The organism is Aliiglaciecola aliphaticivorans, assembly GCF_054782055.1.
This window is the reverse complement of sequence record NZ_BAAGTF010000003.1, coordinates 48916-74520: the sequence shown is the minus strand read 5'-3', so window position 1 is coordinate 74520 and position 25605 is coordinate 48916. Positions and strand designations below refer to the sequence as shown.

Annotated in this window: 16 protein-coding genes; 11 read left to right on the top strand and 5 right to left on the bottom strand. The window is 41.9% G+C overall.

The genetic code is table 11. From position 1 onward, the window contains the following. Nucleotides 1–69 precede the first annotated feature (69 nt). From ACYVIL_RS01370 to pdxR, 3 genes are all read right to left on the bottom strand, one after another. Nucleotides 70–2496: a TonB-dependent receptor gene (locus ACYVIL_RS01370; RefSeq protein WP_460311299.1), complete on the bottom strand. Its 2427-nt coding sequence runs from the start codon at nt 2494–2496 to the stop codon at nt 70–72. A 104-nt stretch (nt 2497–2600) separates the two neighbouring features. After that, nucleotides 2601–3455: a carbon-nitrogen hydrolase family protein gene (locus ACYVIL_RS01365; RefSeq protein ID WP_303474551.1), complete on the bottom strand. Its 855-nt coding sequence runs from the start codon at nt 3453–3455 to the stop codon at nt 2601–2603. Between the two features lie 121 nt (nt 3456–3576). After that, nucleotides 3577–5382 carry a MocR-like pyridoxine biosynthesis transcription factor PdxR gene (gene pdxR, locus ACYVIL_RS01360; protein WP_303474550.1) on the bottom strand — a complete coding sequence of 602 codons (1806 nt, stop codon included), beginning with the start codon at nt 5380–5382 and terminating at the stop codon, nt 3577–3579. Between the two features lie 281 nt (nt 5383–5663). Here pdxR and ACYVIL_RS01355 point away from each other — a divergent pair, with 281 nt between their 5' ends. From ACYVIL_RS01355 to ACYVIL_RS01340, 4 genes are all read left to right on the top strand, one after another. Next, a complete protein-coding gene (locus ACYVIL_RS01355) occupies nt 5664–6527 on the top strand; it encodes an aminotransferase class IV (RefSeq protein ID WP_460311298.1) in 864 nt (287 codons plus the stop codon). Between the two features lie 64 nt (nt 6528–6591). Further along, nucleotides 6592–7677, top strand: coding sequence for a YkvI family membrane protein (locus ACYVIL_RS01350; RefSeq protein ID WP_460311297.1), 1086 nt, complete (start codon nt 6592–6594; stop codon nt 7675–7677). A gap of 323 nt (nt 7678–8000) precedes the next feature. Then, nucleotides 8001–9491 (top strand): SulP family inorganic anion transporter, encoded by a 1491-nt coding sequence (locus tag ACYVIL_RS01345; protein ID WP_460311296.1) that lies wholly within the window; start codon nt 8001–8003, stop codon nt 9489–9491. A gap of 10 nt (nt 9492–9501) precedes the next feature. Further along, nucleotides 9502–10353, top strand: a complete 852-nt coding sequence (locus ACYVIL_RS01340) for a universal stress protein (RefSeq protein ID WP_460311295.1) — start codon at nt 9502–9504, stop codon at nt 10351–10353. 166 nt (nt 10354–10519) lie between these two features. Here ACYVIL_RS01340 and ACYVIL_RS01335 read toward each other — a convergent pair whose 3' ends face one another. Beyond that, nucleotides 10520–11980, bottom strand: coding sequence for an NAD-dependent succinate-semialdehyde dehydrogenase (locus tag ACYVIL_RS01335; RefSeq protein ID WP_460311294.1), 1461 nt, complete (start codon nt 11978–11980; stop codon nt 10520–10522). Between the two features lie 96 nt (nt 11981–12076). Between ACYVIL_RS01335 and ACYVIL_RS01330 the strand changes: the two genes are divergently transcribed. After that, the gene (locus tag ACYVIL_RS01330) at nt 12077–13003 is read left to right on the top strand and encodes a LysR family transcriptional regulator (protein ID WP_303474544.1); all 927 of its coding nucleotides are present in this window, start codon (nt 12077–12079) and stop codon (nt 13001–13003) included. Between the two features lie 6 nt (nt 13004–13009). Here the strand turns inward: ACYVIL_RS01330 and ACYVIL_RS01325 are convergent, their stop codons facing one another. Then, nucleotides 13010–13588 (bottom strand): hypothetical protein, encoded by a 579-nt coding sequence (locus tag ACYVIL_RS01325; RefSeq protein WP_460311293.1) that lies wholly within the window; start codon nt 13586–13588, stop codon nt 13010–13012. Between the two features lie 350 nt (nt 13589–13938). Between ACYVIL_RS01325 and ACYVIL_RS01320 the strand changes: the two genes are divergently transcribed. From ACYVIL_RS01320 to ACYVIL_RS01295, 6 genes are all read left to right on the top strand, one after another. Further along, nucleotides 13939–16077, top strand: a complete 2139-nt coding sequence (locus ACYVIL_RS01320) for a S8 family peptidase (protein WP_460311292.1) — start codon at nt 13939–13941, stop codon at nt 16075–16077. A 175-nt stretch (nt 16078–16252) separates the two neighbouring features. Further along, nucleotides 16253–18298 carry a ligand-binding sensor domain-containing protein gene (locus ACYVIL_RS01315; protein WP_460311291.1) on the top strand — a complete coding sequence of 682 codons (2046 nt, stop codon included), beginning with the start codon at nt 16253–16255 and terminating at the stop codon, nt 18296–18298. Then, nucleotides 18214–20805, top strand: coding sequence for an ATP-binding protein (locus ACYVIL_RS01310; RefSeq protein ID WP_460311290.1), 2592 nt, complete (start codon nt 18214–18216; stop codon nt 20803–20805). Before ACYVIL_RS01315 ends, ACYVIL_RS01310 begins: the two co-directional genes overlap by 85 nt. Next, nucleotides 20795–21262 carry a response regulator gene (locus ACYVIL_RS01305; RefSeq protein ID WP_460311289.1) on the top strand — a complete coding sequence of 156 codons (468 nt, stop codon included), beginning with the start codon at nt 20795–20797 and terminating at the stop codon, nt 21260–21262. Before ACYVIL_RS01310 ends, ACYVIL_RS01305 begins: the two co-directional genes overlap by 11 nt. Before the next feature lie 6 nt (nt 21263–21268). Further along, nucleotides 21269–22564: a putative bifunctional diguanylate cyclase/phosphodiesterase gene (locus ACYVIL_RS01300; protein WP_460311288.1), complete on the top strand. Its 1296-nt coding sequence runs from the start codon at nt 21269–21271 to the stop codon at nt 22562–22564. Between the two features lie 11 nt (nt 22565–22575). Next, complete coding sequence (locus ACYVIL_RS01295; protein WP_460311287.1) at nt 22576–25605, top strand: sigma 54-interacting transcriptional regulator; 3030 nt, start codon at nt 22576–22578, stop codon at nt 25603–25605.

Genomic DNA, 25605 nt, shown 5'->3' with positions numbered 1-25605 from the left:
TTAACCTGCTTCGGTATTAGCGAGCCATTTTGACCACTGAGTGCTGGACGTAAAATGGCTCGGATAAAATTAAAATCGATAGTTAAATGCAACACCTAGGGTTCTTGGAAGACTGATGTAATCTTTGGAAGAGTTACCCAAAAAGTTTTCATCGGGATCAGTACCCATATAGGCTTCTGGCAATGTGCCTGTGGTGCCATCTTCGTTAAACATATTTTTAATGTAGAAAGTGACATTCCAATCATCTTTGCTAATTCTCGAGGTTAAATTCCATAATGAGAAGCCATCTATGTCAGCTTGCAACGCTTGACTTTCACCTAGATAATTTAAAGAGTCAGACTGATAGTAAGTGTTTACTTGAGTGATCCAGTACATGCCATTATTCATTTCGTAAGTGTAGTCTAGCGCTAAACTCAAGGTGTGTTCAGGCGATGCCGGCAATCGAGTTCCATCTGAGGCCTGTACTCGTGTCGCGTTTTCGGCTGATACGCCGGTAGGAACGATGAAATCAGCGGTTAGTTCAGCATTGACATAGGCATAACCTAACACATAGTGAATTTCGTCACTGAGATAGCCTTGTAACTCTAATTCAATGCCTTGGGTACGTGCAGACTCGCCGTTAGTAACTGTATAGAATCCCCAGAATGAAGACGTACTAAGCTGAGGATCATCCCAATCGAGCACGAAAGCAGATAAACTGTAACTGTGTTTTTTGTTATCTAAATAACCCTTCACACCAATTTCATAATTTACAGCTTTATCTGAGTCATATTGCTGCCATTCTGGCCTTTCTGCCAAACTCCCGTTGAGTGGCACCGCATTAGCCCCTCCTCTACGATAACCTTCAGAAATTGTGCCATAAAGCATTGTTTCCTGGCTCAAGTCATAAGACATATTGAGCTTAAATAAGGTATCGCTTTCTGACGTTTCAAAATTAGGTTGTGCCCCTAAAAACGGCCAAATTGGAAGGAGTAATTCAGTATTGTTAGTAAAGGTGTTATCAAATCGTCGAATACCCACAGTGCTGCGCAAATCGTCGGAAAAGTGATAGGTTAGTTCGCCAAATAACGCTTTATCTTTAAAGTTCTCAGTACGGACGTAGTGAAAGTCGTTATCTGTGTAAACCATGCCAAAATCGGCCATGCTCGGCCACCAAGGGAAAGCCGCGCCAGCCCACTCTTGATACCCAGGCATGTAGCTATCTTGTGTGGCGACACTATCTTGGTCCATATAGTATGCCCCAACCACCCAATCTATGTTGTTGACCGTTTGATTCGAAACTAAACGTAATTCCTGAACAAAGGCTTCATCATCGTAGCTTCTATCCGCCAATGCCATTGGTCGAGGTGAACCATAGTATAAATCGGCAAACCAGTTCTGCTTAGCGTAAAAGCCGGTATTATCACTTGTAGAACTACCTTCGTGATTGTACTTTGAGCTACTAGACGTTAATGTGGCGAAGCCAAGATCCCACTCCGCTTCTAGCGCGGTTAAATCTACATCTCGTTCAGAAGGTTCTAATAATACTGCACCATTCTGGTAATCACCATAAGCCTGTTCAGTTCCATCCACCCAATTGGTGCCGCGAGTTACTTGTCTACGACCACCGATTTCATCGGTTTGTTTTTGATAAGACAGGCTGATATTTAAATTGTCAGTGGGTTGCCAAAATAATGACATGCGACCGTAGTCAATATCTACCGTATCTGCATCTTCTACACTTCGAAAACTTACACCACCGGTGGCGAGATCCCCACCTTGTGCTGCAGGGGCATAGTTGTCAGCATCTAAAACGTAAACATTGGTGTAATCAACAATGCCGTCATTATCGATACGACCTATATTTGCCCTAAATGCTAACGTTTCTGAAAGCGGGATATTTACCATCGCATCCATATTGATACTATTGCCTTCAGACCCTTTTGTTTGACCTACTGACATCCCCACGCTGCCATAAAACTCATCTGTTTCAGCTTTATTCATGCGGTATTTTACTGTACCTGCCAGCGATCCTGAGCCGTACAATGTGCCTTGAGGACCGCGAAGTACTTCGACCATTTCAATATCTTTGAGGATAAAGTTGGCGTTTAATGGGGTGTCGTTGACATATGCAGCAACAGTGGAAACCGCAGATAATGGTACATCACCTTGAGCACCACTGTTTACATTGATACCACGTATTACCACACCGCTGATAACCCCAGAGTTGCGGTAACCTCTGTCAACAATAGTGGCACCTGGTATATTTCGTAATAATTCCGTTGAGTCTACAATTTGGCCGTCTTCTAATTCGGTTCCAGAAATGGCTGAAATATTATAAGGCACTTCTTGAATACTTTGTGTTCGGCGGCTGGCAGTCACTTCAATGCGTTCAATTGTCTTACCTTCTTGGTTCGCAACTTGTTGCGCGGAGGCGTGATAAACAGGTGACCCCAATACCAAGGCACTGGCAATAGCTTTAGCAATGGTATGTTTTCTAAATGTCACAGAATGCATAGTGTTACTCCAATTATCTTTTTATTTTTAGTCTTATTTGAGGGTAGTTCAGTGGTTACTAAATCCGTAGTACCAGTTAGGGACTCGCTTTTGGTCCAGAATGACTATTCATTGTCATCGCGCTCTGGAATTTTTAGCTCGCCTAAAGACGCTAAAAATTCGTTGTCGTTTGTAGAGGAAGACACTGACTTTTGCCATTGACTTTCTCTGAAGCTCTTTAGGGGTTGTCCCAGGTTATGTAGTCCTCGCTTCCTGTCGCGGCGTACTTGGGCAAAATCAATTTCTACCGGGATAATTTCTTGTTGCTCCCCTGCAACGTAAATATCGTTACCTTGCGGACCAACGATAATCGACTGGCCATTGCCAAGTTCACCGGCAGTATTGATGGCCACCACATAACATTGATTGCTAGCCGCGGTTGCCCGTGCCAAATTTAATTCAATTCCACGGTCGATAGTGCCTGTCATGGTCGGATAAATGAGTACTTCAGCTCCCTTGCAAGCCATGCTGCGTGCTACTTCTGGAAACCAAAGGTCATAGCAAATCGCGATACCAATGCGTCCTTGAGGAACATCAAAAACGACAATGTCTTGGCCTTGTGATACATCACTTTCGTAAGGGCAAAAAGGAAATATTTTTCGGTAACGGCAAATTACCTGACCTTGAGGATCTATGACTGGTGTAGTGTTATAAATGTGATGATTGGCTATTTCATATAAACTGCCGGGAATTAACCAAATATTAAGTTGCTTAGCCAAATCGCGATAAAAGGATTCCGTTGGGCCTGGCATGGTCTCGGCATATTTCTTTTCTGGACCGTGACTATTTAACTCGCCCAGCACTAACATGTTTAACCAAGGGAAACGCTGTTTACAGAGCGTAATTTCAGCGGCGATTTGCTGGGTGTTGTTACCTTTTGACGAGGCTAGTTGTAAACCCGCTATGGCAAAATGACTCATTTAGTTCCTCACTATAAAGCAATTTGAATTGACTGCTTTGCATAAGGTAAAACTCTAATGGGTCCAGAGGTAAAGTGATAGTGCCAGAATGAATGGATGTGTTGGTCCAGTTCTGATGAAGCTAAATTAATTCCAGTTCACGTACAAATCGATAATCTTGGTCAAACCATTTCATTTTTTTGCTATCCATGATCACGTAAAATCCACGAATTTCTCCATAGCTCCATAGTTTCCATTGACGCCAATACATGCCGTTTTCAATCCACCAACGACCTGTGTCTTCTTCGCTACCAATGCCTCCAGTGCGACCAGTCATTGTGCCATCGGGGAGTAATTCGATTGTACAGGGAACGCCATAAACCATTTGGCACTCTAAATGAATGCCAGGTAACAAGTTACGTAATGCTTGTTCATCTAATAGTTTACCTTTGGCGTTATCAAGCTTCTCTTCGTGCTGAGCAGTTAATTGCCGAATTAGATCGGCAAGCATTTTAACTCCTGCACGGATTCTGTTGTTGGGAATACTAGTAATTCCCATTCGAAAGCAATTTTCTGGATGTTTATTTAGGGCAAAATATCGTTTTACCGGCTCAATGAGAATCCCCAACTCAGCGGCTTTTTCTTGCAAGTTTTCACCATCTAATTGCTTTGGACCTGTTATCCAATAAGCCGTGCCACCTTGGATTGGACCTGTATCTATGCAATTTGGTAAATACGTATTCAACGCTTCTCTTAAGGTTAACCAACGTTCAAAAAAGACCTTATGCAAATGCAGCATAAATGCATCGTAGTAGCCTAACGACAGGAAATAAGCTACCGCTCGTTGATTATTTAAAGGCGGATTACGCATGGTAATTTTACGTAATTTTTTGAGTTCGCTGATAACGCCAGAGTCTGCAACGATAAATCCGATCTGAATACCCGAAGCTAAGACTTTGGACAGACAAGATATGTACACCACGCGATTTTTATCATCTAAACTGCGCAGAGCCGGGTGGGGTTGTCGTAAAAAGTTGCTTTCAAACTCGAAGTCGTCTTCGATAATTAACAGATCTTGCTGATTGGCTTTGTCTAATAACTCTTGTCGGCGAGACATCGACATGGTGACACTGGTTGGTGTTTGATGACTGGGGGTAGTGTAAACGATGTCGCATTTATCTAACTGCGAGTCGACTTGCATGCCGTTGTCATCAACGGGTTGATATACTAAATTTGCTCCTTTATGTTGTAATAACTCTCTCACCTCTGGGTATCCGGGCTCCTCTACGGCCACGGTAATAGATTTATCCACAAATAACTCACTAATCAAGTACAGCGCTTGTTGAGTGCCTACTGTTATAAGTATTTCGCTACTTGTTGCTTGAATACCTCTGCGCGGGATTATTTTAGTGCGAATTTCATCAATGAGTTTGGGATCATCGCCAAGGCCTTGAAGCTGTGACCATTGATTTATTTCCCGAGTTACGTTGGCTTGTTGATTGGCATCGCGCCATTCTTTTACTGGGTATAGTGAAGCATCAAATTTTCCATCCATAAATGGATAGCTATATTTTTGCCAATCTGCTGGACATGCTGTTTGATTGGTTGTTTGTAAAGCCCCTTTAAAGCGGTGGGTATTGTCAGTGGCTTTGGGTTGAAAGCGTGGTTTTGTTTGAGATTGGTTTACCCATCCTTGGTGGATTTTTTCATTAACGAAAATACCACTGCGTTCTTTGGTGACGATATAACCCTCATCTTGTAACGCTTGGTAAACCAAGACTACAGTATTGCGCGCCACGCCCAGTTGTTCAGCGAGTCGACGTGATGAGGGGAGTTTACATCCCAATGGAAACGAGCCTACCAATATCCCCTCTACCAATTTGTTACGAATCTGACTTTGCAGACTTTCACTGATTGTCGTATCGATATGGATAAGCTGTTTCAACATGGTAATTCACTTTTTATTAGGCTATTTCTATCTTTGTATTACATCCTGAAAGAGTTGTGTGATTTTGGCAATAACTTCCTCATGAATTGATTGCTCAATAGTCAAAGGAGGTAGAAAGCGAATGACGTTGCTAACTTATCCGAAGCCCTCGCGGTTAATTCAACAACTGTGTTGGGGCGCGGTTACCTCTAGTCATTCGAAAAAAATTACACATAAGAGAAATTTACAGTACAGTACATTTTTGATTTTTATACTAAACAATTCTGTAGGCTGGTTTTTATATGGCTAATGATAAAACGGATAACAACGATTGTGCAGCATACTTAAATGGCCAATATATGCCGTTGAGGGAGGTGAATATTTCGCCACTGGACCGGGGCTTTCTGTTTGGAGATGGTATTTATGAGGTTGTTCCTGTTTATAACGGCAAAGCTTTAGGTGGGGTTCAACACTGGCAACGTTTACTTGAAGGACTTAATTCTGTCGATATTCCACTGGACTTAACGGTGCAGGAATTAAGCAATATTGCACAACCCTTGCTAACCGATAATGAACCCGCGCAAATGTTATATGTACAAATTACGCGAGGTGTTGAAGCCGTTCGCAAGCACCGTTTCCCTGTGGATGCAAAGCCGACAGTGTTTATGTTTAGTACTCCTTTTACGCCCCCTATCGACATGTCTTATCCTGGTTGTGATGCTTATTTTCAACAAGATTTGCGCTGGCAACGTTGCTCAATAAAATCCATAAGCTTGATGGGTAATGTGATGTCCTATATGCAATTGGCACATGATGGCGTGGCCAATAGTGAGGCTCTGCTAGTTAGAGATGAGTATGTAGTAGAAGCCCCTAGCAGTAATTTGTTCATAGTAAAAAATGGCGTTATTTTCACCCCTCCTGTGGATAACATTTTGGCGGGAGTCACCCGTAAAATCATTATTGATTTGGCCGAAAGTCAAGGTATTCCAGTAAAACAACTCGCGCCCACAGTCGAACAAGTAAAACAAGCTGATGAGGTATGGGTGAGTAATTCTTTTGAAGAATTAAAACCCATTATTAGCATCGAGGGGGAAAAGGTTGGCGCAGGAAAACCAGGTCCCATATGGCAGCGTTTATTGTCCAGTTATCAACGGCTAAAACAATAATTCCAAGGGGTTGAATCAACCACACAGAATTGCTTAGCTCAACACATCTCAAAAAGAGAAAACTATGCAAACAAGTTTCTTCCAACGTGTTTTACTGCCAGGTTTTATCCTCCAGTCGGTTTTGATTGGAGGCGGGTATGCGACAGGTCGAGAATTAGTTCAGTTTTTTCTAAGTTCAGGGGCATTAGGTGGTTTTTTAGGTATTTTAGTTGCAACTGCTGCCTTTAGCGTAATCAGTATGCTTAGCTTTGAATTTGCTCGACAAACCCAAAGTTATACTTACAGACGCTTTTTTAAAAAGCTGTTGGGAAGAGCTTGGTTTGTGTATGAGTTGGCCTATTTTGCCCTAGGGGTTTTAGTTTTAGCGGTAATTGGCTCTGCTGCCGGAGAAGTGGTTTCTGAGCATCTGTCTATTTCCAGTACCCTGGGTACAGTGGTGTTGATGGCATCAATTTGTGTATTGGTTGCCTGGGGCACTAAATTAATTGAGAAGGTATTAGCCGGCTGGTCATTTCTGTTGTATCTAGTTTACGGCGTGTTTGTGTATTTGTACTTGCATGAGTATGGTGAGAATGTATATGAGCAATTATTTTATGGCGAAATTGAGGATAATTGGTTCATTGGCGCTATCCAGTACGTTGGTTACAATATTGCCGCTTTACCGCTCATTTTGTTCTGTGTGCGGCACATGCGTACATCCCAAGACGCGCTTTTAGCTGGGGCTATTGCCGGCCCTCTAGCCATGCTGCCTGCGCTGTTTTTCTTTGTGGCGATGGTGGTAAATGCGGCGCAGGTAACTGAGGCAAAAGTACCATCTGATTTTATGATGCAGCAATTGGGCGTTCCATGGTTGCAGGCCATTTTTTATGTAGTGTTATTTGGTACTTTTATCGAGACAGGCACTGCTTTTATCCATGGTATGAATGAGCGAATCGCCGAAGTGTATAAAGAAAATCAACAAAAAATGCCTAAGTTAATGCGTCCTACAATTGCCGCAATAGCACTGATTTTGTCAATTTATCTCGCTTCTTCCGTAGGGCTGGTTGCTTTAATTGGTAGTGGTTACGGTACCCTTACTTGGGTATTTGTTGCCGTTTTTGTGCTCCCCATCGTGAGTTTGGGGAGTTTTCGCATTTTTAGACGTACTTGATAAAACAGGGGCAATATCTAAATTTATTAGGTTAATATTCAGTACTGATATTTTAGTCTGCCTTGAATTAATAGTGGGACAGTGGTTTTAATGACTTTCTATCATTAGCGCTTGTAAGCATATTTCTAAAGTTATATCGTCTAAACTATAGTCAATTTATTAAGGATTAAAAGCTTGAAATTCACGCCACCCTAGGGTGCCCTTCCTCTAATAATTCGTTATTGCTTAACGCGCAAAGAATTTCGTTTGCTCGTCGATGTTATTGCATTGAAACATACTTTTTTTCTTGATTGCCAAGAATCTTCAACTTTTAGGTTATTTACATGCTCGAAAACATGAAAAGAGAATGGTTTTCTAATATTCGTGGTGATGTGCTTGCTGGTATTGTGGTAGCGCTAGCCTTAATACCTGAAGCGATTGCTTTTTCTATTATTGCCGGAGTGGATCCTAAAGTGGGCCTCTATGCTTCGTTTTGTATTGCTGTGATCATTGCCTTTGTCGGAGGTCGTCCGGGAATGATTTCTGCTGCTACCGGAGCAATGGCATTGCTGATGGTTACCCTAGTTAAAGAGCATGGCTTGGAATATTTGCTTGCTGCTACTTTGCTAACCGGTGTGCTGCAAATTATCTTCGGTTTCTTAAAGCTTGGCAGTTTAATGCGCTTTGTTTCTCGCTCTGTTGTCACTGGTTTCGTGAATGCCCTAGCGATTCTGATTTTTATGGCGCAATTACCTGAGCTGACCAATGTGACTTGGCATGTTTATGCCATGACTGCCGCAGGATTGGGGATTATTTATCTATTACCCTACGTTCCTAGTATCGGGAAAATCGTACCCTCTCCTTTGGTGTGTATTGTTAGTCTCACTATCGTGTCCATTGTTTTAGGCTTAGATATACGAACCGTAGGTGATATGGGGGAATTACCTGATACTTTACCCATATTTTTATGGCCGGAAGTGCCCCTTAATTTAACCACTCTAGAAATTATCTTGCCGTATTCCCTCGGTTTAGCCGTAGTTGGGTTGCTTGAGTCTTTGATGACGGCAACCATTGTCGATGATCTAACCGATACAAACAGTGACAAGAATAAAGAATGTAAAGGCCAGGGTATGGCAAATATTGGCGCTGGTTTGTTTGGTGGAATGGCCGGTTGTGCGATGATTGGTCAATCTATTATTAATGTGAAATCTGGGGGAAGGGGACGTTTATCAACCTTTATCGCCGGTTTGTTTTTAATCATTATGGTGGTATTCCTTGACGAGTGGGTGGGTAAAATTCCAATGGCGGCGCTGGTGGCAGTGATGATTATGGTTTCCATAGGCACGTTTTCTTGGTCTTCTATCACCGATTTACGTAAGCACCCTAAATCATCGAATATTGTGATGATAAGTACCGTTATTGTGGTTGTTGCTACCCATAACTTAGCCATTGGGGTGTTTGTAGGCGTGTTATTGGCGACCTTGTTCTTTTCCAATAAAATTGGTCGTTATATGGCAGTTAAGTCTTATTACAATGAACATGAAAAAGTGCGAACTTATGAAGTTGTTGGTCAGGTATTTTTTGCCTCAGCAGAACAATTTGTCAATCAGTTTGACTTCAAAGAAGCTGTTGAAAGTATTGTAATTGATCTTACTCATGCGCATTTCTGGGACATAACGGCGGTATCATCTTTGGATAAAGTGGTCATTAAATTCCGTCGCGAAGGTGCAACCGTTAAGCTTATGGGAATGAATGACGCAACGGCTACAGTAGTAGATGAATTTGGGGTGCATAACGATCCTAAAGAAGTTGAAAAACTGTTTGGCGGACATTAAGGAGATAATGATGACTAAAATTGTGACCTGTGTAGATGGTTCTGCAATCACGCCTGCGGTGACAGATGCAGCTGTCTGGGCTTCAAAAAAACTAAATAAACCTATTCTGTTCTTGCATGCCTTGGAAAAAGAACAGCAGCATGGTGCGGATGACTATACTGGTGCGATTGGTTTAGGTGCGCGCTCAGCATTGCTTGAAGAAATGACTAAGCTTGATGAGCAACGCGCAAAAGTCGCGTTGCAACTTGGCCGTGAGTTACTTGATGGTGCGGTGCAACATGCTCAAAATTCAGGTGTGGTCGAGGTTGAGTCCATGCAAAGACATGGTGAGGTGGTAGATTCCATCACCGATTTAAAGGCGAAAACCAGACTCATTGTTATTGGCCGTAATGGTAAAGAACATGATAATAGCTTTGACGCGCTAGGCTCTAATATTGAAACGTTACTTCGCAAGGCTTGTCATCCTGTATTGCTTATTCCTAATGCATTTAACCCTCCATCTTCATTTATGATCGCTTATGATGGCCGGGAAACGGCTGATAAAGCGTTGCAGCGTGTGATAGAAGGGGGCTTATTGCGTGGTCTTCATTGTCATTTAGTTTCGGTAAAAAATAACGAAAAAGATCTACATGATAAATTTATATCGGCCAAGCAAAGGCTGCAAGATGAAGGATTTCAAGTCACAGCGGCTTATATTGAAGGAAATATTTTTGAATCCCTGATGACATATAAAACATCCCAAAACATTGAGCTTATTGTGATGGGCGCATTTGCTCACTCTAAGCTTAGGCAGTTTTTTGTGGGCAGTAACACAATGAAAATGCTTGAGCGCAGTCATATTCCTATGATCGTTTTACGCTAAACAGGAAACAGGAAACAGGCGTAAATAGAGTCAGGGTATACTCAAAAGATGTGGCATTCAATTAACAATCAAGCCCTGTTAGTGCAGGGCTTGATTGGCTAAAAATAGCGTTTTTTTTATCTTAGATGACATATATAGACATCTTTGTATGAGTGATTTTTAGTTTTTAAGTGTTGTTTAGCCCACCTAAACATAGGTATTTAATTTCTAAATAATCGTCTAATCCGTAACGGGATCCTTCTCTGCCATTACCTGATTGTTTCATACCGCCAAAGGGAGCCGCTGCATTTGAAATAGCCCCTTCATTAATCCCCACCATACCAAATTCGAGTGCTTTGGCTACTCGGAATATGCGACCTACATCGCGACTGTAAAAATAGGCTGCTAATCCATATTCAGTGGCGTTAGCTAACTCAATTACCTCGCTCTCTTCTTCAAATTGAATAATGGGTGAAACAGGCCCAAAGATTTCATTGCTGGCAATAGGCATATCATTGCTGACATTGGTCAGCACAGTTGGTAGATAATAGTTTGGACCTTGTGAGGTGGTGGTGCCACCTAATTTCAATACTGCACCTTGGTCGATGGATTGTTGTACCAATTCATCTACATCATTGGCTGCTTTGGCATTAATCATGGGACCAATATGGGCGTCAGCGTCCATTCCTGCGCCTAATTTTAACTTTGCAGTTTCTTCTATGAATTTCTCACAAAACTGAGCATACACACCTTTTTGCACCAAAATACGGTTTGTGCAAACACAAGTTTGGCCTGAATTTCGGTATTTTGAAGCTAATGCGCCTTGTACAGCCTCGTCGATATCGGCGTCATCGAAGACGATAAAGGGGGCATTACCGCCTAACTCCATGGACACGCGTTTTACGCTGGTTGCACACTGGGCAATGAGCTTCTTGCCGACCCCTGTGGAACCTGTAAAAGTGAATTTAGCTACGTGTGGATGCTGCGTTAACACGCTACCCAATCCTTGAGAGTCTTTACCGACTATCAGGTTAAAAACGCCTGGGGGAAAGCCCGCTCTGTGGGTCAGTTCTGCCATTGCCATTGCGGATAAAGGTGTTTGTGTTGCCGGTCTCACCACAAAAGTACAGCCCGCAGCTAAAGCCGCTGCCGCTTTTCGGGAGATCATTGCATTAGGGAAGTTCCATGGCGTAATTGCACTTACAACTCCAATGGGTTGTTTTAGCACAATAATTTGTTTGTCGCTGCTAGGGGCCGGTATAACATCTCCATAGATTCGTTTACCTTCTTCTGCAAACCATTCAATAAACGATGCGCCATAGGCGATTTCACCTTTTGCTTCAGCAAAGGTTTTGCCTTGTTCTAAGGTGAGAATCTGAGCTAAATCATCTTGATGTTGCATCATTAATTGGAAAAGGTTGCGTAACAAATTCGCGCGTTGTTGCGCACTTAAAGCTGACCACTGCGGCAAGGCCCGGTGGGCAGCTTCTACGGCTCGGTTAGCATCTTCTACATCTGCGTCGCAGATAGAGACTAATTCTTGACCATTGGCTGGATTAATTACTGGGATTTGATTGTCGGTTATTAACCAACGTCCATCAATATAGGACGCTGTTTTTAATAAGGTTGGATCGTTTAAGTTAAGCATGTAGGGTTCCATCAAATTTTTTCGCTATTGAAACCTAATTAAATTACTCTTTAAATATTAAACTTTCAATCTATACGTTTAAGGATGTAAAACATTATGTCTAGAAACAATTTAATTCCTAAACCAATCACCGAGTACGATTTAAGATTATTAAGGGTGTTCAAGTCTGTTGTAGAAAATGGAGGTTTTTCAGCTGCGGAAAGTGAGCTTGGTGTCTCTCGATCTACTATTAGCGTTCATATGGGAAACCTTGAAAGCCGCATGAAGCTCAAATTGTGTCTACGAGGGCGACAAGGATTTACCCTCACCGAAGCTGGCCAGGTGGTTTATCATGCTTGCACAGATCTTTTTGATTCTTTGAATGACTTTTCGTTATTGGTGCGTTCGTTAAATAGTGAATTAAGTGGTGAGCTAGTCATTTTATGTGCCGATCAACTTGATGGTAGTAAACAAAAAAGTTTAGCTAAGGTGGTGAATCAAATCCATCAACGAGCGCCTAAGATAAATTTGGTTTTAGATGGCGGATCCATTGATTTTATTGAAAAAAGTTTGCTTAAAGATAAGGCGCATATTGGATTATTTCCGAACTATAAGCCCGTAGATGGCCTCGAGTATTCTCCCGCATTTCGCGAGACAATGTATTTATGCTGCGCTAGGGGGCATCCGTTGTATGACGTTGTTGATGACGGCTTCGATGAGTCAAGACTTGCCTCTTACGCTGCTATCCATCCCGGGCTAGATGTTGATCAAGGAGGTCGCAAACAATTGCAGAAGCTCAAGCTAGAAGCCAAAGCTTATCAATTTGATACCCGTAAAACGCTTATCTTATCCGCTATGTATATTGGTTATTTACCACTTAGTTATATTAAACATGAATTAGAAAGTGGTGAAATTAAACAAATACATCCCGCGCAATACCATTATGAGTTCACTCAATCTTTAGTTAGTAAAAAGACGCCTAGGGAACAAGCAAAAGTGACCCTAGTGAAAGAAATATTTTCATCTTTATTTATATTTGACTAGCTGCCTTTAATTAACAGGCTTGTGGCTCTTATGGAATATATTGATGTTCACAAAACAGGTATCGTTATGTAATTCACGATCAATGTTCGGGTCAAAACAGTCGATATTTTCGCCTTCCCTATTTGTGTCGTGGTTTTTTGCAAAACGCGCGGTACCATCATCTTCCAGTACTATTAAATCGCTTAAAAAGTAATCTGAAAGAATGGCTATGGCGGTTGGACGTTGTTCACTTTCTAAAAAGCGGCTGGTCTCGTAAACGACAAAGTAAGGATGTCCTTCTTCAGCAAAGGCCATAACAGTGTACTTTCCATGTCGTGAAAAGCCCCAAAACCAACTAACGGCAACATCGCCTTTAATCACTTCTAGAAGCACAGGAAAGCGATCTTTTTCGCGTTTATACAATACGAGATCATTCACCGGAAAATGCTCAGATTGAGTAGACAGTGAACAAATTTCTATATCTTTGAGGGGCTGAGGAATACAGGTTACAGGGAATGAGCTAGCATCAGCGATCCCATAATTCGACGTAAGCAAGGTGAGTATGAATAAACCAAAACGTAGTTGCATAGTGATTTTTATTTTCAAGGAATAAGGTTCATTAAACACGACAAGTTTAATAAATAATAGTCATCGAGATTAACTGCAATGATATTTCTGATGAGTATAGGCAAGCTTATGGATGGATAAGAAGTCGTTCAAACTCGCTATTTTTAATAATATTTGAAAAATATGATTGCAAATATTGGTTTGTGGCTCCATTTTTTACAGTCATTATTTTCTTTTTGGTTGCGTTCATAATTTTCACATTAGACTAAAGGCTAATGAAAATGGCGCCTTAATCATTGGCACGCAAATTGCTTAGAATGGAAAGTTACGGAACCTGCTATTGGTGTGCAACACCATTTCATGCATGGAAACACAAAGAGATAATTAATATGAAACTACACAAAAGAAGTACTTTCGCAGTTTTAGTCAGTGGTTTGTTAAGCTTTTCAACATTTAATGCTAGTGCTGCTAGCAGTGGGCTATTAGGTCTAGATCTTGATAGCGTGGCTGACTTAACAGATGTGTCTGCCCTCACAACCTCTCTAGGTTTACCTGAAGTGCCTGTCATTGACAGTATCCTTTCAATGGACAATGAAATTTTAATCCAGGGTGGTGATATTGCTGTAGTCAACGATTTGGTTAACTTGGTAGGTGGGATTGTAACCCATGAATTATCCCTTGTTGACGGTATTGGTGTGCGAGTTTCTGATTTACAATTGGAATTGTTAAAGAGCTTTCCGACGTTGATAACCATTACTGAGAACCAGCCTCTTTTTACTGCTGGTGCCCTTGATAATTGTCAGGTATATGGAAGTCATGTTGTTGACTTAGAGCGAAAAAAGGTTAGTTGGAATTTATACAACGCCCGTGACATGCAAACAAATGTTGATGAGATGAAATTTACCTGGCCCACAAGCCTAGGCAATGTTACTTCGGTTAAATTTAATGGAAGCACTGTATTTTGGAGTTTCTTTGGACGCCAAAATGGGGAGTTAACACTGGACTCCTCTTGGTTAAGTCGTTACGCAAAAATGAATGCGTATGATGATGCAAAAGTAGAATTAACCTTTGCTCGTAGTGGTGCTGAAAATTATCAACAAAACGACTTTTCAATGAATGTCTCCTTTACCCAAAATTGTGATCGTGAATTAGTTAAAGGCTATGATACTCAAGCAAATGATGGGGACAGCAACAGTTATTACGTTAACACTATAGGGGCTAACGAGCTTCATGAAGATGGCATTACAGGGAAAGATATAACTGTCGCTGTTATTGATAGTGGGGCTTGGGCTGACCATAAAGCGTTAAAAAACGACACTGATAATAACCCTCGAATTACAGCCGCATTTGACGCAATTGAAAATCAAGAAATGCAAGCTGAAGATATGACTGATGAGAATAGTCATGGTACGCATATTTCAGGGATAATCGCTAATAGTGACTACGCAGTGGTTGATGGCCAAATGCGCAATTATTATCAAGGTGTCGCCCCTGATGCAAATTTAGTCGTTATCAAAGCCTTTTATGAAGATGGTCACAGCACATATTTGGATGCACTTCGTGCTATTCAATATGTTTCTGATCATCATGAAGAGCTGAATATTCGCGTAGTCAATTTATCTTTTGGTGCGCCACCTCGCTCGAATTATTGGGCAGATCCAATTAACCAAGCCATTATGAAGCTTTGGGAAAAAGATATTGTAGTTGTGACCTCAGCAGGTAACACCGGACCTGCGGCAATGACTATCGGCGTACCTGCTAATGTTCCTTATGTTATTAGCGTGGGCGCTATCACTGATAATTACACCCAAGATAACCCTCATGATGACGAGTTACTTTCATTCTCTTCACAAGGTCCGACTCATGAAGCTTTTGTAAAGCCAGATTTAGTTGCCCCAGGTGGTCATATATTTAGTTTAGCCAGTGAAGATATGTATATGCCGAATAAATTCCCACAATATATGGTTGGAAATGATCGGTTTATTATGTCGGGTACATCGCAAGCGTCAGGCGTGGTAAGTGGAATTGTCGCTTTGATGCTGCAAAATGATCCGAGTCTGAGTGCAAACGATGTGAAGTGTCGTTTAATGAGCAGCACTACCATGGCACAGTTATCAAATGGCAAGCTTGCATACAGTCCTTTCCAACAGGGTTCTGGTAGTGTTAATGCCGTTAAAGCCGTTGAATCGACAGCCACAGGGTGTGCAAACAATGGTATGGATATCGCCGCCGACCTAAGTGGTGAACAACACTATATGGGCGCAGCTCGTAAAGATGAAGACGGCAATTATTACATCCAAGGGTTCGAATTTGAACTTTGGGAAGAAGCTTTCATCTGGGAAGAAGCGTTCATCTGGGAAGAGGCATTCATTTGGGAAGAAGCGTTTATCTGGGAAGAGGCATTCATTTGGGAAGAAGCGTTCATCTGGGAAGAGGCATTCATCTGGGAAGAGGCATTCATCTGGGAAGAAGCATTCATCTGGGAAGAAGCTTACGTAAACCAAGAAAACTTCTTACCGCAAGAATAAATCTGAACACATAATACTCTTAGCCCCTCAAGGTTCAGCTTTGCAGGGGCTAAGTCATTTTTAAACCATTAGGAGTATAATAAATAAGGATTTTTTACAGGTATTGTGTGCATTTTATTGGCTTCGTTAATTTGTTAGGTTAACCTAGGTTAAAAACAAAGCGTCGTGAAGAAGTATGGTCAGCAAAAGACTATTTTATTATTTATTTTTCCTGTTAATAAGCAGTAGCGCTACTGCTGACGACTCTCCTAATTTCTATTTTTCTTCTGCAGATTTAACCACTCAATTAACCCAAAAAACCGTGCGTCAGATATACCATGATAGTACTGGCTATTTGTGGATAGTGACTCAAGAAGGCATTAATCGATACGATGGTTATCAAATGTTGCATTTCGTCCATGAGCCTCGCAACGATAACTCCCTTAGTAGTAGCAACGTATTCGCGGTACTAGAAGATCATAAAAAGCGTTTGTGGATAGCCACTGATGGCGGTGGACTAAACTTATTTAATGCGGCTAAACAAACATTTACCCCATGGAAAGAGGCTGGTAGTCACTCTGCCAATGCGCCTTCATCGAATCGAATTCTCAGTTTGTTCTTAGACTCACAAAATTATATTTGGATTGGTTATCGTAACGGCAATTTCAGCCGATTTAATCCCGATGACCAAACCTTTGAACATTTTAATATGCGCGAGCTAGTACCTGAACTAAAAAAAGATGCGGGTATTGTGTCTATCGTTGAAGATGAAAAATTCCTTTGGCTGGCATCTAGCGAGAATGGTTTGTTTAAATTTAATAAACAAAGCCGTGCTATGGAGCGACTCTACTCGGGATCTACAACACCATTTTTTAGCGATTCTTTGAAACATCTGTTTGTTGATAAACAGCAACGTTTGTGGGTAGCCAGTGCGGATGCAGGGGTTAGCGTAGCTGATCCGCAGAAACTCAATTTTACCAATTGGCAGCATGACTTAGAGCAGACAGATAGTCTACCTTCAAATCTAGCGCAAACAATTTATCAAGATCGCCAACAACGAATTTGGATTGGTACCGATGCTGGCGTCGCCCTTTGGGACGGTGCCAATAGTTTTCATACTTTCTCTACAGCGGATGGGTTAAGTGATAATAACACTCTATCAATCCAGCAAGACTCTAGCGGATTAATTTGGCTGGGTACCTTAAATGGTATTACCAAAAGTCTTGAGGTGCCGTTTGAACATATTGATAAGGGTTTAAGCAACAACGCTGTTTTAGGCTTTGCAGAGACTTTTTCCAGCAATGGGGAACCAACTATTTGGATAGCAAGCTATAGCGGTCTGACGCAATTGGATAGCAATAGGGAAGTGAAACAGATCATTAACAAGGAAACGCAAACCTCGTTGCGCGACGCCAGAGTGACGGCTGTTCTAGGGGAAAATAATCTGTTGTGGTTTGGTACCCGCCGTGCTGGATTAGGTCGGCTTAACGTCGACAATAATCAAATTGAATTCTTTTCCCATGATCCTGAAAACCCTACTAGCTTGAGCTTTAACGGTGTGACCAGTGTTTTTTCTGATAGAGCTGGCAATTTATGGGTAGGAACCTTTGGTGGTGGTTTGAATTACTTGCCCGCAGGCAGTGACCAATTTGTACACTATCGATACGATGAAAATGATCCCAATAGCCTAAACAGCGATCGCGTTTTAGCGGTATATCAACTTTTAGACGGTACTATTGTGGTGGGGACAGTATCTGGTTTCAATTTGCTTGACCCGTCAGGTGAAAAGTTTCAACGTATTGAACAAGACCCAGATTCCATCGATAGCTTATCTGCTTCTATGGCTTGGGCATTTTATCAAGATAGTAAAGGGCAATTATGGGTTGGTACCCAAGGTGGCGGTTTAAATAAATGGTCGCCTGAAGATATGCAGGCATTCAACAATCGTTTCACTCAGTACGACAATTTTAGCGGTCTTCCCAGCAGTCATGTCTACGCTATTTTAGAGGATGACAAACAAAATCTGTGGCTTGGGAGCCCTGCTGGGCTAACTCGGTTAAATGCAGAGACAGGAAAGATAAGACACTTTGACCGCTCTCAAGGGTTTAAAGAAAGCGAAGTAAATTGGGGGCCAGTTTTAAGGATAGCCAAGGCTATATGTATTTTGGGGGCCCCACAGGCGCAATTCGTTTTCATCCTGAGAATATTAAAGATAGCGAAATCGTTCCCCCTGTGGTGGTAGTGAGGATTAAAAAGCTGAATGAACAAGTATGGTTTGATGTGCCGTATCAGCAATTGCAGGAACTTGAATTAGATTACAAAGATTATTTTATTTCCTTCGAGTTTGCCTCTCTGGATTTTAATGCACCCGGACTTAACGAATATCGATATAAATTGGAAGGCTTTGATTCAGACTGGATTGAACTCGAAAACCGTCGTTTAGCGACTTTTACCAACTTACCGGCGGGCAATTACACATTACGAGTACAGGCAAGTAACAACCAAGGTTTGTGGAATAAAGAAGGGATTGTACTGCCAATCAATGTGCTTCCTCCACCTTGGAAGACAGTTTGGGCTTACAGTATTTATTTCTTAATTGTGTTGCTGATTGTGCTGAATACAATTTGGCGATACCGAAGTAAGCGTTTGGCTGAAATTCAACAACTTATAGATCTGGAAGAAAAAGTTGAAGAGCGCACCAAAGAACTACGACATGCTAATGCGCAACTTGAAACCAGTATGCAAGAAACCGAAAAAGCACGGGAATTAGCGGAACAGGCTAGCAAAGAAAAAAGTGATTTCTTAGCCATTATGAGTCATGAAATTCGTACTCCAATGAATGGTGTACTGGGTATGACGGAGGTGTTGTTAAGCTCTGAGTTAAAACCAAAACAACAACATTTTGCGCAACTCGTTTATCGTTCTGGGCGATTGCTACTGGATTTGCTGAATAATATTTTAGACTTTTCAAAACTGGAAGCGGGTAAAGCGACCTTAGAATCAGTACCGGTTAATCTTGAGGCTTTAGTCGAGGAAGTGTGTGATTTATTTAGCGAATCGGCATATAACAAAGGTCTCTTCGTTAACGCTATTTTGTCTCCAGAACCGCTTCCTGAGGTTTATGCTGATCCTGCAAGATTGCGCCAAATCATTGCTAATCTAACCAGTAATGCAATTAAGTTTACCGAGCATGGAGAAGTCAATGTAAGCATTAGACGAGTGCCTTGTTATCACCCTCATAATCCATCAACAGAGCAAGCAAGCGAGATGAGTGGTTTTGAGATAAAGATTCAGGATACTGGTATCGGTATGGCACCCGATAGACAGCAAAAAGTGTTTGAAATGTTTACTCAGGCTGATGCCTCAACTACCAGAAAATACGGAGGGACGGGCTTAGGTTTAGCGATTTGCCGTCAACTTACTACATTGATGGGGGGCAACATCGATGTGCAGTCTACTTTAGGGGAAGGCAGTGCGTTTACGCTGGAAGTGGACTTGCCAATTTCTCAAAATACGATAACTTCAGAGCTAGTTGAATCTTCTTTTCCAACGGTACACTTGGTTAATCTTAGAGGAGGTTTAGGCCTTGCTTTAACGAATATGTTGGCCAAATTAGGGGCCAAAGCAGTACATGTGCAACGGGTTAACGGCCAACTGGCATCCGCTAAAAATGGTTTATGGATCAGTCTAAGTGAGTATGAAACTGACATACTGAACGCGCAAATTCCATTGCAGAAATGGATTTGCTTATTGCCCTCTTCACAATGGCAGGAAAACGATAATCGCAATATATTACCATTACCCATTCACTTAAAGGATTTACAGGATAGTTTGCATAAAGCCCTTGGTGTTAAAACCATCGAGCGACAACAAGGTAATAGCGAATACCCTAATCACCAAAAATTTAACGCTAATATTCTGGTGGCAGAAGATAGCTTAACCAATCAGGAAGTCGCGAAAAGCATGTTAGCCATGCTGGGTTGTGAAGCATGGTTAGCCGATAATGGTGCTGAAGCGGTTGAGCAAATCAATTTAAGTCAGCCTGATTTAGTCTTAATGGATTGCCAAATGCCAATTATGGACGGATATCAGGCCACCACCGAGATCAGGAAAAATTGGCCAGATATTCCCATAGTCGCACTCACTGCAGGCATGGGCGATGATCTGCGTCAACAGTGTTTGGGTGTGGGTATGAATGACGTGATGACTAAGCCTTTCTCATTACGGGAACTGGAACAGACCTTGACTCGCTTTTTAGGGGGAACCTCACAACCTCTAGCCACTGAACCTCAGCAGAACAGCAGTGAGGAGTTTGCTAGCCAAGGGCTGGAAACACAAGATAGTAGTGCTCAAGTAGAACTTAGGGACAGTAATAAAGAGGATCCTGAAACAGAGCTAATTGATACAGCAACTGTAGATACCTTGTTAAAAATCAGTCAAGATACGGGCAATCCAGTGTTTATTAGAGTTTTGGATGCGTTTATCCAGGAAGCTGAGAAGTTAATTGCACAGTTGTTCGAACAAGTGAACAGCCCGCAAATGAATTTGCATCAAGTCGAAGAAATTGCACACGCGTTAAAATCAATGTCTGGAAACTCCGGCGCTAAGGCTTTATACGAAATGTGTCGTGAGTTAGAGAGCAAGTCAAAACAACAGGAATCGGAAGGAGTCGAGACTTTAGCAGAAAATATACAAGTGACTTTTAAATTAAGTTGCGAGAAGTTGGAGACCTTTAGAAATGTTAGTTGAATCGAAAATTAAGGTTCTGGTCAGTGACGATGATCTCACCGCAAGAATTTTAATGAAAGAAACACTAACAAGTGACTCTATTGAAGTGTTAGAAGCGGAAAATGGCAGTCGGGCTTTGGAGCAATTTCAAACCCATTCACCTTCATTGGTTTTATTAGATGTTTCCATGCCCGAAATGAATGGTTTTGAGGTGTGCGAAAAAATTCGGAGTCTGGAAAACGGCGAGCATGTTCCTATTATTATGGTGACCGGATCTGACGACCTTGAATCTATTCATCGTTCTTACGCCGTAGGAGCGACAGACTTCATTGCTAAACCCATAAAGTGGCCCATATTAGGAGAGCGCGTTAAATATATCCTAAGAGCGAGTCAAGCTTTTGCAGATTTAGTCGTACAGCAAAAAGAGCTTCACCAACTTGCGTTTTATGATTCTCTGACTGGATTACCTAATCGCTAATACTTAATGCAAGATTTGCAGCGATATCTTGCATTAGCTCGGCGAAAACAACATCAAGCTGCAATGTTGTTTATCGATCTTGATAGGTTTAAACGTATTAACGATACCATGGGGCACAGTAATGGTGACAAATTGTTGCGTAAAGTGGCCCAACGATTACAAACTAACTTACGAGACAGTGATGTGTTTGTGCGAGTAGGAGAGGATGTTTCTGCAAATCAAACACAGCTTTCCAGCTTTGGCGGTGATGAGTTTACAATATTTTTAAACCAGTTAAATAGTGCCAATGAAGCGACTTTAGTGGCTGAAAGGGTGATTCGTAGTTTCAGTAAACCTTTCCAACTTGAGCAATTTGAAGTCGTTATAACTCCTAGTATTGGTATCTCCATGTTTCCTAATGATGGGGAAGATGCTGAAACCTTGCTTAAAAACGCAGACACGGCAATGTATTCGGCGAAACAGGCGGGTCGTTGTTGCTATAAGTTTTATCGCGACTCAATGAATGCCAAAGCCGCTGCTCGCTTGCAGTTAGAGCAAGATTTACGTCAAGCCCTCGATAACAATGAGATTGTTCCTTTTTATCAGCCCCAAGTCTGTGCGCAAACTGGACAGATAATTGGTGTCGAAGCGTTAGTACGTTGGTTACCCGCGCAAGGTGGAATGATTCCACCTGATGAATTTATCGCAATTGCCGAAGAAACCGGCTTGATTAATGTGTTGGGGCAACTTGTCCTTGAACAAAGCTGTTTACAAGCTAAAGCGTGGTTAACACAAGATACACCGGTTCGAGTTGCGGTGAATGTATCAGGACATCAGTTTAAACAGCATAATTTCACGGAAATTGTCGCCCAAGCGCTTTGTAAGAGTGGCCTGCCAGCTTCACTATTGGAACTGGAATTGACTGAATCGGTGATAATGAGTGATGCAGAAGAGAATATCGCTAGGCTAATTGAATTGAAAACCCTGGGTGTAACGCTAGCGGTTGATGATTTTGGTACTGGCTATTCGTCCTTGAGTTATTTGAAAAAATTCCCTATCGATATATTAAAAATTGACCGCTCCTTTATGTGCGATTTGGACTCAGCACCTGATGATGTGGCAATAGTGGAAGCCATTTTAGCCCTTGCTGAGAGTCTAAATTTAGGGGTGATCGCTGAGGGAATCGAAGATGCGGGACAAATTGAAATATTGAAAAATAGTCAACATTTACTGTTACAAGGCTATTTATTCTCAAGACCTTTAGCTGCAGAATATATCGCGCCATTGCTAACTCAGAATTTTAGTCACCTGATGCATCAATAAGAATAAAAATAATGAAACTCTCTCGTCATCATGCGAATGTTCAACAAAATAACAACATCATCACACTTTTTGTAGATGGTGATTTGGCTCAAGACACAGAGTACCAGCATAGCATAGCCTCGATTCAGCAGACTTTTGCCTCTCATTATGATCTCGTTGTTTCCAGTTTGCACAGAGATAATTTATACCCTTCGATGTTAATACTTTGTCAGGATCACGCCCACGCAGAGTCTCTGACAGAGCGTTGCAATTTGCATAGCCAACACGTCTTTTGGTTATTTCAACAACCTATTCAATTTCCCACAGAACCGTTGGTTAAAGGCCAATGGTACTTAGATAGGGAACAACCACAAACTGTGCTGCCCGTGTTGTCGCTATTGCAACAAAAGTCTTTAGCAGACAAAGGTTTTGCGCGTAGTGAGCGCAAACTATCGATGTTAACTGAGTGTCTTGGTGAAATGTCGATGACCTTAAATTCTGATGGTCGTATAGTGGAAATCAATGCCCCTCTTTTAGAGGAGATGGCTGATACTGGACCAATAGCAATGGGTCAAGAGCTGTTTTCTTGTTTGAATATACCTTCGTCTATTGCCAAACGCAGAATGTTACAGATTTTAACCGATATGAGTCGTACCCATTCGATGACTAGATTACCGCCTTTTCCGGTAAAATTGAAAAATGCGGTAGTGATGCTAGACGGTTTTGTCGGCCCGTTACACCACGATGAAACCTTATTGATTTTTCGTCAAGTCGCCAGTTGGCAGACTCAGGAATGGTTAGAACAAAGTGTAGCAAAAAATGCACCTGTTACCCTTTTACTTATAAACCCCGACGATTTCGCTGGGTTTAATCAGCAGTACGGTCGCGAAATGGGGGATCAAGCCTTAGCTGAAATTATTCAATGTATGTCTGGTTTATTACGAACAGCCGATTTTGCTAGTCGATTTAGTGGGGCCGTTTTCGCTGCACATTTGCCTGATACAAATGAACAGCAAGGGCAAGTTTTAGCATCGCGGATGCGTGAAATGCTCAGGCAAAAACGCTTTTCAGATAAAAAGGTGAATTTGGATTTTAGTTTTGGGTTAGCCACCATTGAGTCAGAAGAGCAACTCAATGAACAGTCTCCACTTGAACTTTTTCGTCGAGCCAACGCGGCGCTGCAAGCAGCAAGGAGTATTGGCGGCGGAACCTTGGTTTGCTGGCAGCCAAAATTCGATGCCAACATACTGGCGAATATGGACCGCATGAGTGGTAAATTTTCAGATGCCTCAGACGAAGACTTTAAGCTCATGACTTTACAGTGGGATGTTATTCGTATTGTCGGCAACACCCATGACTTGCAAAGCTTTTCAGATCAGGTGTGTCATCTGCTAAGTGCCGGGATGCTGACTGTTTTTGCTGGACTCTATGTAAATAAAGGTGGGGCATTGCTCAACTTGTCTTGTAAGGCTAGTGAAATGACCGGCGATGTCAATGAAGTCCATCAATGGGTAACGTCTAATATTTCCATTGAGCGTTTAGTTGATTCTGCAGAAACAGCTTCCTATAAAAAGTTACATAAACTGAATACCACCCAAGCTCAAAGTGTCGTTCCTCTTGTTACGCGGGGAAATTGTCAGGGAGCAGTGGTATTGCGATGGCCTTTGCAACAGCAAGCTGTCGCGGAAAAATACACCGAGTTGCTGCAACAGGTATCTGCGAATCTTGGTGCAGCAATAGAGCGAATTTTATTGTTGGAGCAAACACAAAAACCAATAGAACATCAAGCGGTGGGAGAAACAAGCGAGCACGCGTTTCTATTTGAATCGGCAGCGATGCGAACGTTGATGCAGCAAGTTCAACTAGTTGCGCCAACCGATGCTTCGGTTTTGTTGATTGGTGACTCGGGAACAGGTAAAGAAGTGGTTGCCAAGCAAGTTCATACTCACGGTATGCAACCCGACAAACCCTTTATTACGGTAGATTGCAGTACAATTGTTAGCCATCTGATTGAAAGTGAACTCTTTGGTCATAGAAAAGGTGCGTTTACAGGCGCGACCAGTGATCAACCTGGCAAAATTGCCCAAGCCGATGGTGGTACTTTATTTCTAGACGAAGTCGGTGAGTTGCCCCTCGACATACAATCAAAGCTATTACGTTTCGTCCAGGAAAAAACCTTTGTGGCCGTAGGCGATCAAAGGGTTCGAAAGGTTGATGTAAGGTTGGTATTAGCAACCAATCGCAATTTGTCGGATGAAGTGGAAGCAGGCCGCTTCCGCGCAGACCTGTACTATCGAATCAATGTTTTTACGTTAAATTTACCGCCATTGAACCAGCGTGGAGATGATGCTTTGCTTTTAGCCCGGCATTTCTTGAAAAAATTTAGTCAACAATACAACAAGCAAATTAGCGATATCTCATTGGCGGCCGTGGATAAAATACGAGGCTACAATTGGCCTGGTAATATCAGAGAACTCAGAAACTGTATTATGCGCGCAGCGATAACCTGTCCTGGTGGTTCTCTAGAACCTGAGCACTTGAATATACAAGATCAGTCTACCTATCTAGCCCCGTCAATAGGCTCATCTTCTGAGCATCCTGCTCAATCTAACGAAACAGTTCAACCCAATGATGAAGAATTATTGCAGGCTATGTCGAACTTATTTGATAAAGCCGTTACTGTGGTTATTCAGCAGTCTGTGCCGTTTGCCGTTAGTCTATGGTTAGAAAAGCAATGGATTGAGTTGTGTTTACAAAAGTGGGGTACCCTTTATCAAGTGGCGCTTAAAGTTGAGCAGTCAGAATCAACCTTGAGAAGACGCTCATCAAAATTGAAAAACATCAATATAGATCATCCCCAGTTAGAAAATTTAACGGCTGATTGCTCGGCCTTGCTTGAGCGTTTTCTTGAACGGGATACAGCCTCTACAATATGGCCTAGATTAGAGTCTATATTGCATTCAAATGTGGTGCGGCAACAAATAACTCAGCAACTAAAAGCCAGACTATTAGATGTAACTCAACCAACGTTACGAAAAATAACCCAGCAATACTTAACGTGA

Excerpts from the sequence above, each read along its gene's own strand:
- ACYVIL_RS01370 (WP_460311299.1), bottom strand. The coding sequence starts at position 2,496 with ATGCATTCTGTGACATTTAGAAAACATACCATTGCTAAAGCTATTGCC.
- ACYVIL_RS01365 (WP_303474551.1), bottom strand. The coding sequence starts at position 3,455 with ATGAGTCATTTTGCCATAGCGGGTTTACAACTAGCCTCGTCAAAAGGT.
- pdxR (WP_303474550.1), bottom strand. The coding sequence starts at position 5,382 with ATGTTGAAACAGCTTATCCATATCGATACGACAATCAGTGAAAGTCTG.
- ACYVIL_RS01355 (WP_460311298.1), top strand. The coding sequence starts at position 5,664 with ATGGCTAATGATAAAACGGATAACAACGATTGTGCAGCATACTTAAAT.
- ACYVIL_RS01350 (WP_460311297.1), top strand. The coding sequence starts at position 6,592 with ATGCAAACAAGTTTCTTCCAACGTGTTTTACTGCCAGGTTTTATCCTC.
- ACYVIL_RS01345 (WP_460311296.1), top strand. The coding sequence starts at position 8,001 with ATGCTCGAAAACATGAAAAGAGAATGGTTTTCTAATATTCGTGGTGAT.
- ACYVIL_RS01340 (WP_460311295.1), top strand. The coding sequence starts at position 9,502 with ATGACTAAAATTGTGACCTGTGTAGATGGTTCTGCAATCACGCCTGCG.
- ACYVIL_RS01335 (WP_460311294.1), bottom strand. The coding sequence starts at position 11,980 with ATGCTTAACTTAAACGATCCAACCTTATTAAAAACAGCGTCCTATATT.
- ACYVIL_RS01330 (WP_303474544.1), top strand. The coding sequence starts at position 12,077 with ATGTCTAGAAACAATTTAATTCCTAAACCAATCACCGAGTACGATTTA.
- ACYVIL_RS01320 (WP_460311292.1), top strand. The coding sequence starts at position 13,939 with ATGAAACTACACAAAAGAAGTACTTTCGCAGTTTTAGTCAGTGGTTTG.
- ACYVIL_RS01315 (WP_460311291.1), top strand. The coding sequence starts at position 16,253 with ATGGTCAGCAAAAGACTATTTTATTATTTATTTTTCCTGTTAATAAGC.
- ACYVIL_RS01310 (WP_460311290.1), top strand. The coding sequence starts at position 18,214 with ATGTATTTTGGGGGCCCCACAGGCGCAATTCGTTTTCATCCTGAGAAT.
- ACYVIL_RS01305 (WP_460311289.1), top strand. The coding sequence starts at position 20,795 with ATGTTAGTTGAATCGAAAATTAAGGTTCTGGTCAGTGACGATGATCTC.
- ACYVIL_RS01300 (WP_460311288.1), top strand. The coding sequence starts at position 21,269 with ATGCAAGATTTGCAGCGATATCTTGCATTAGCTCGGCGAAAACAACAT.
- ACYVIL_RS01295 (WP_460311287.1), top strand. The coding sequence starts at position 22,576 with ATGAAACTCTCTCGTCATCATGCGAATGTTCAACAAAATAACAACATC.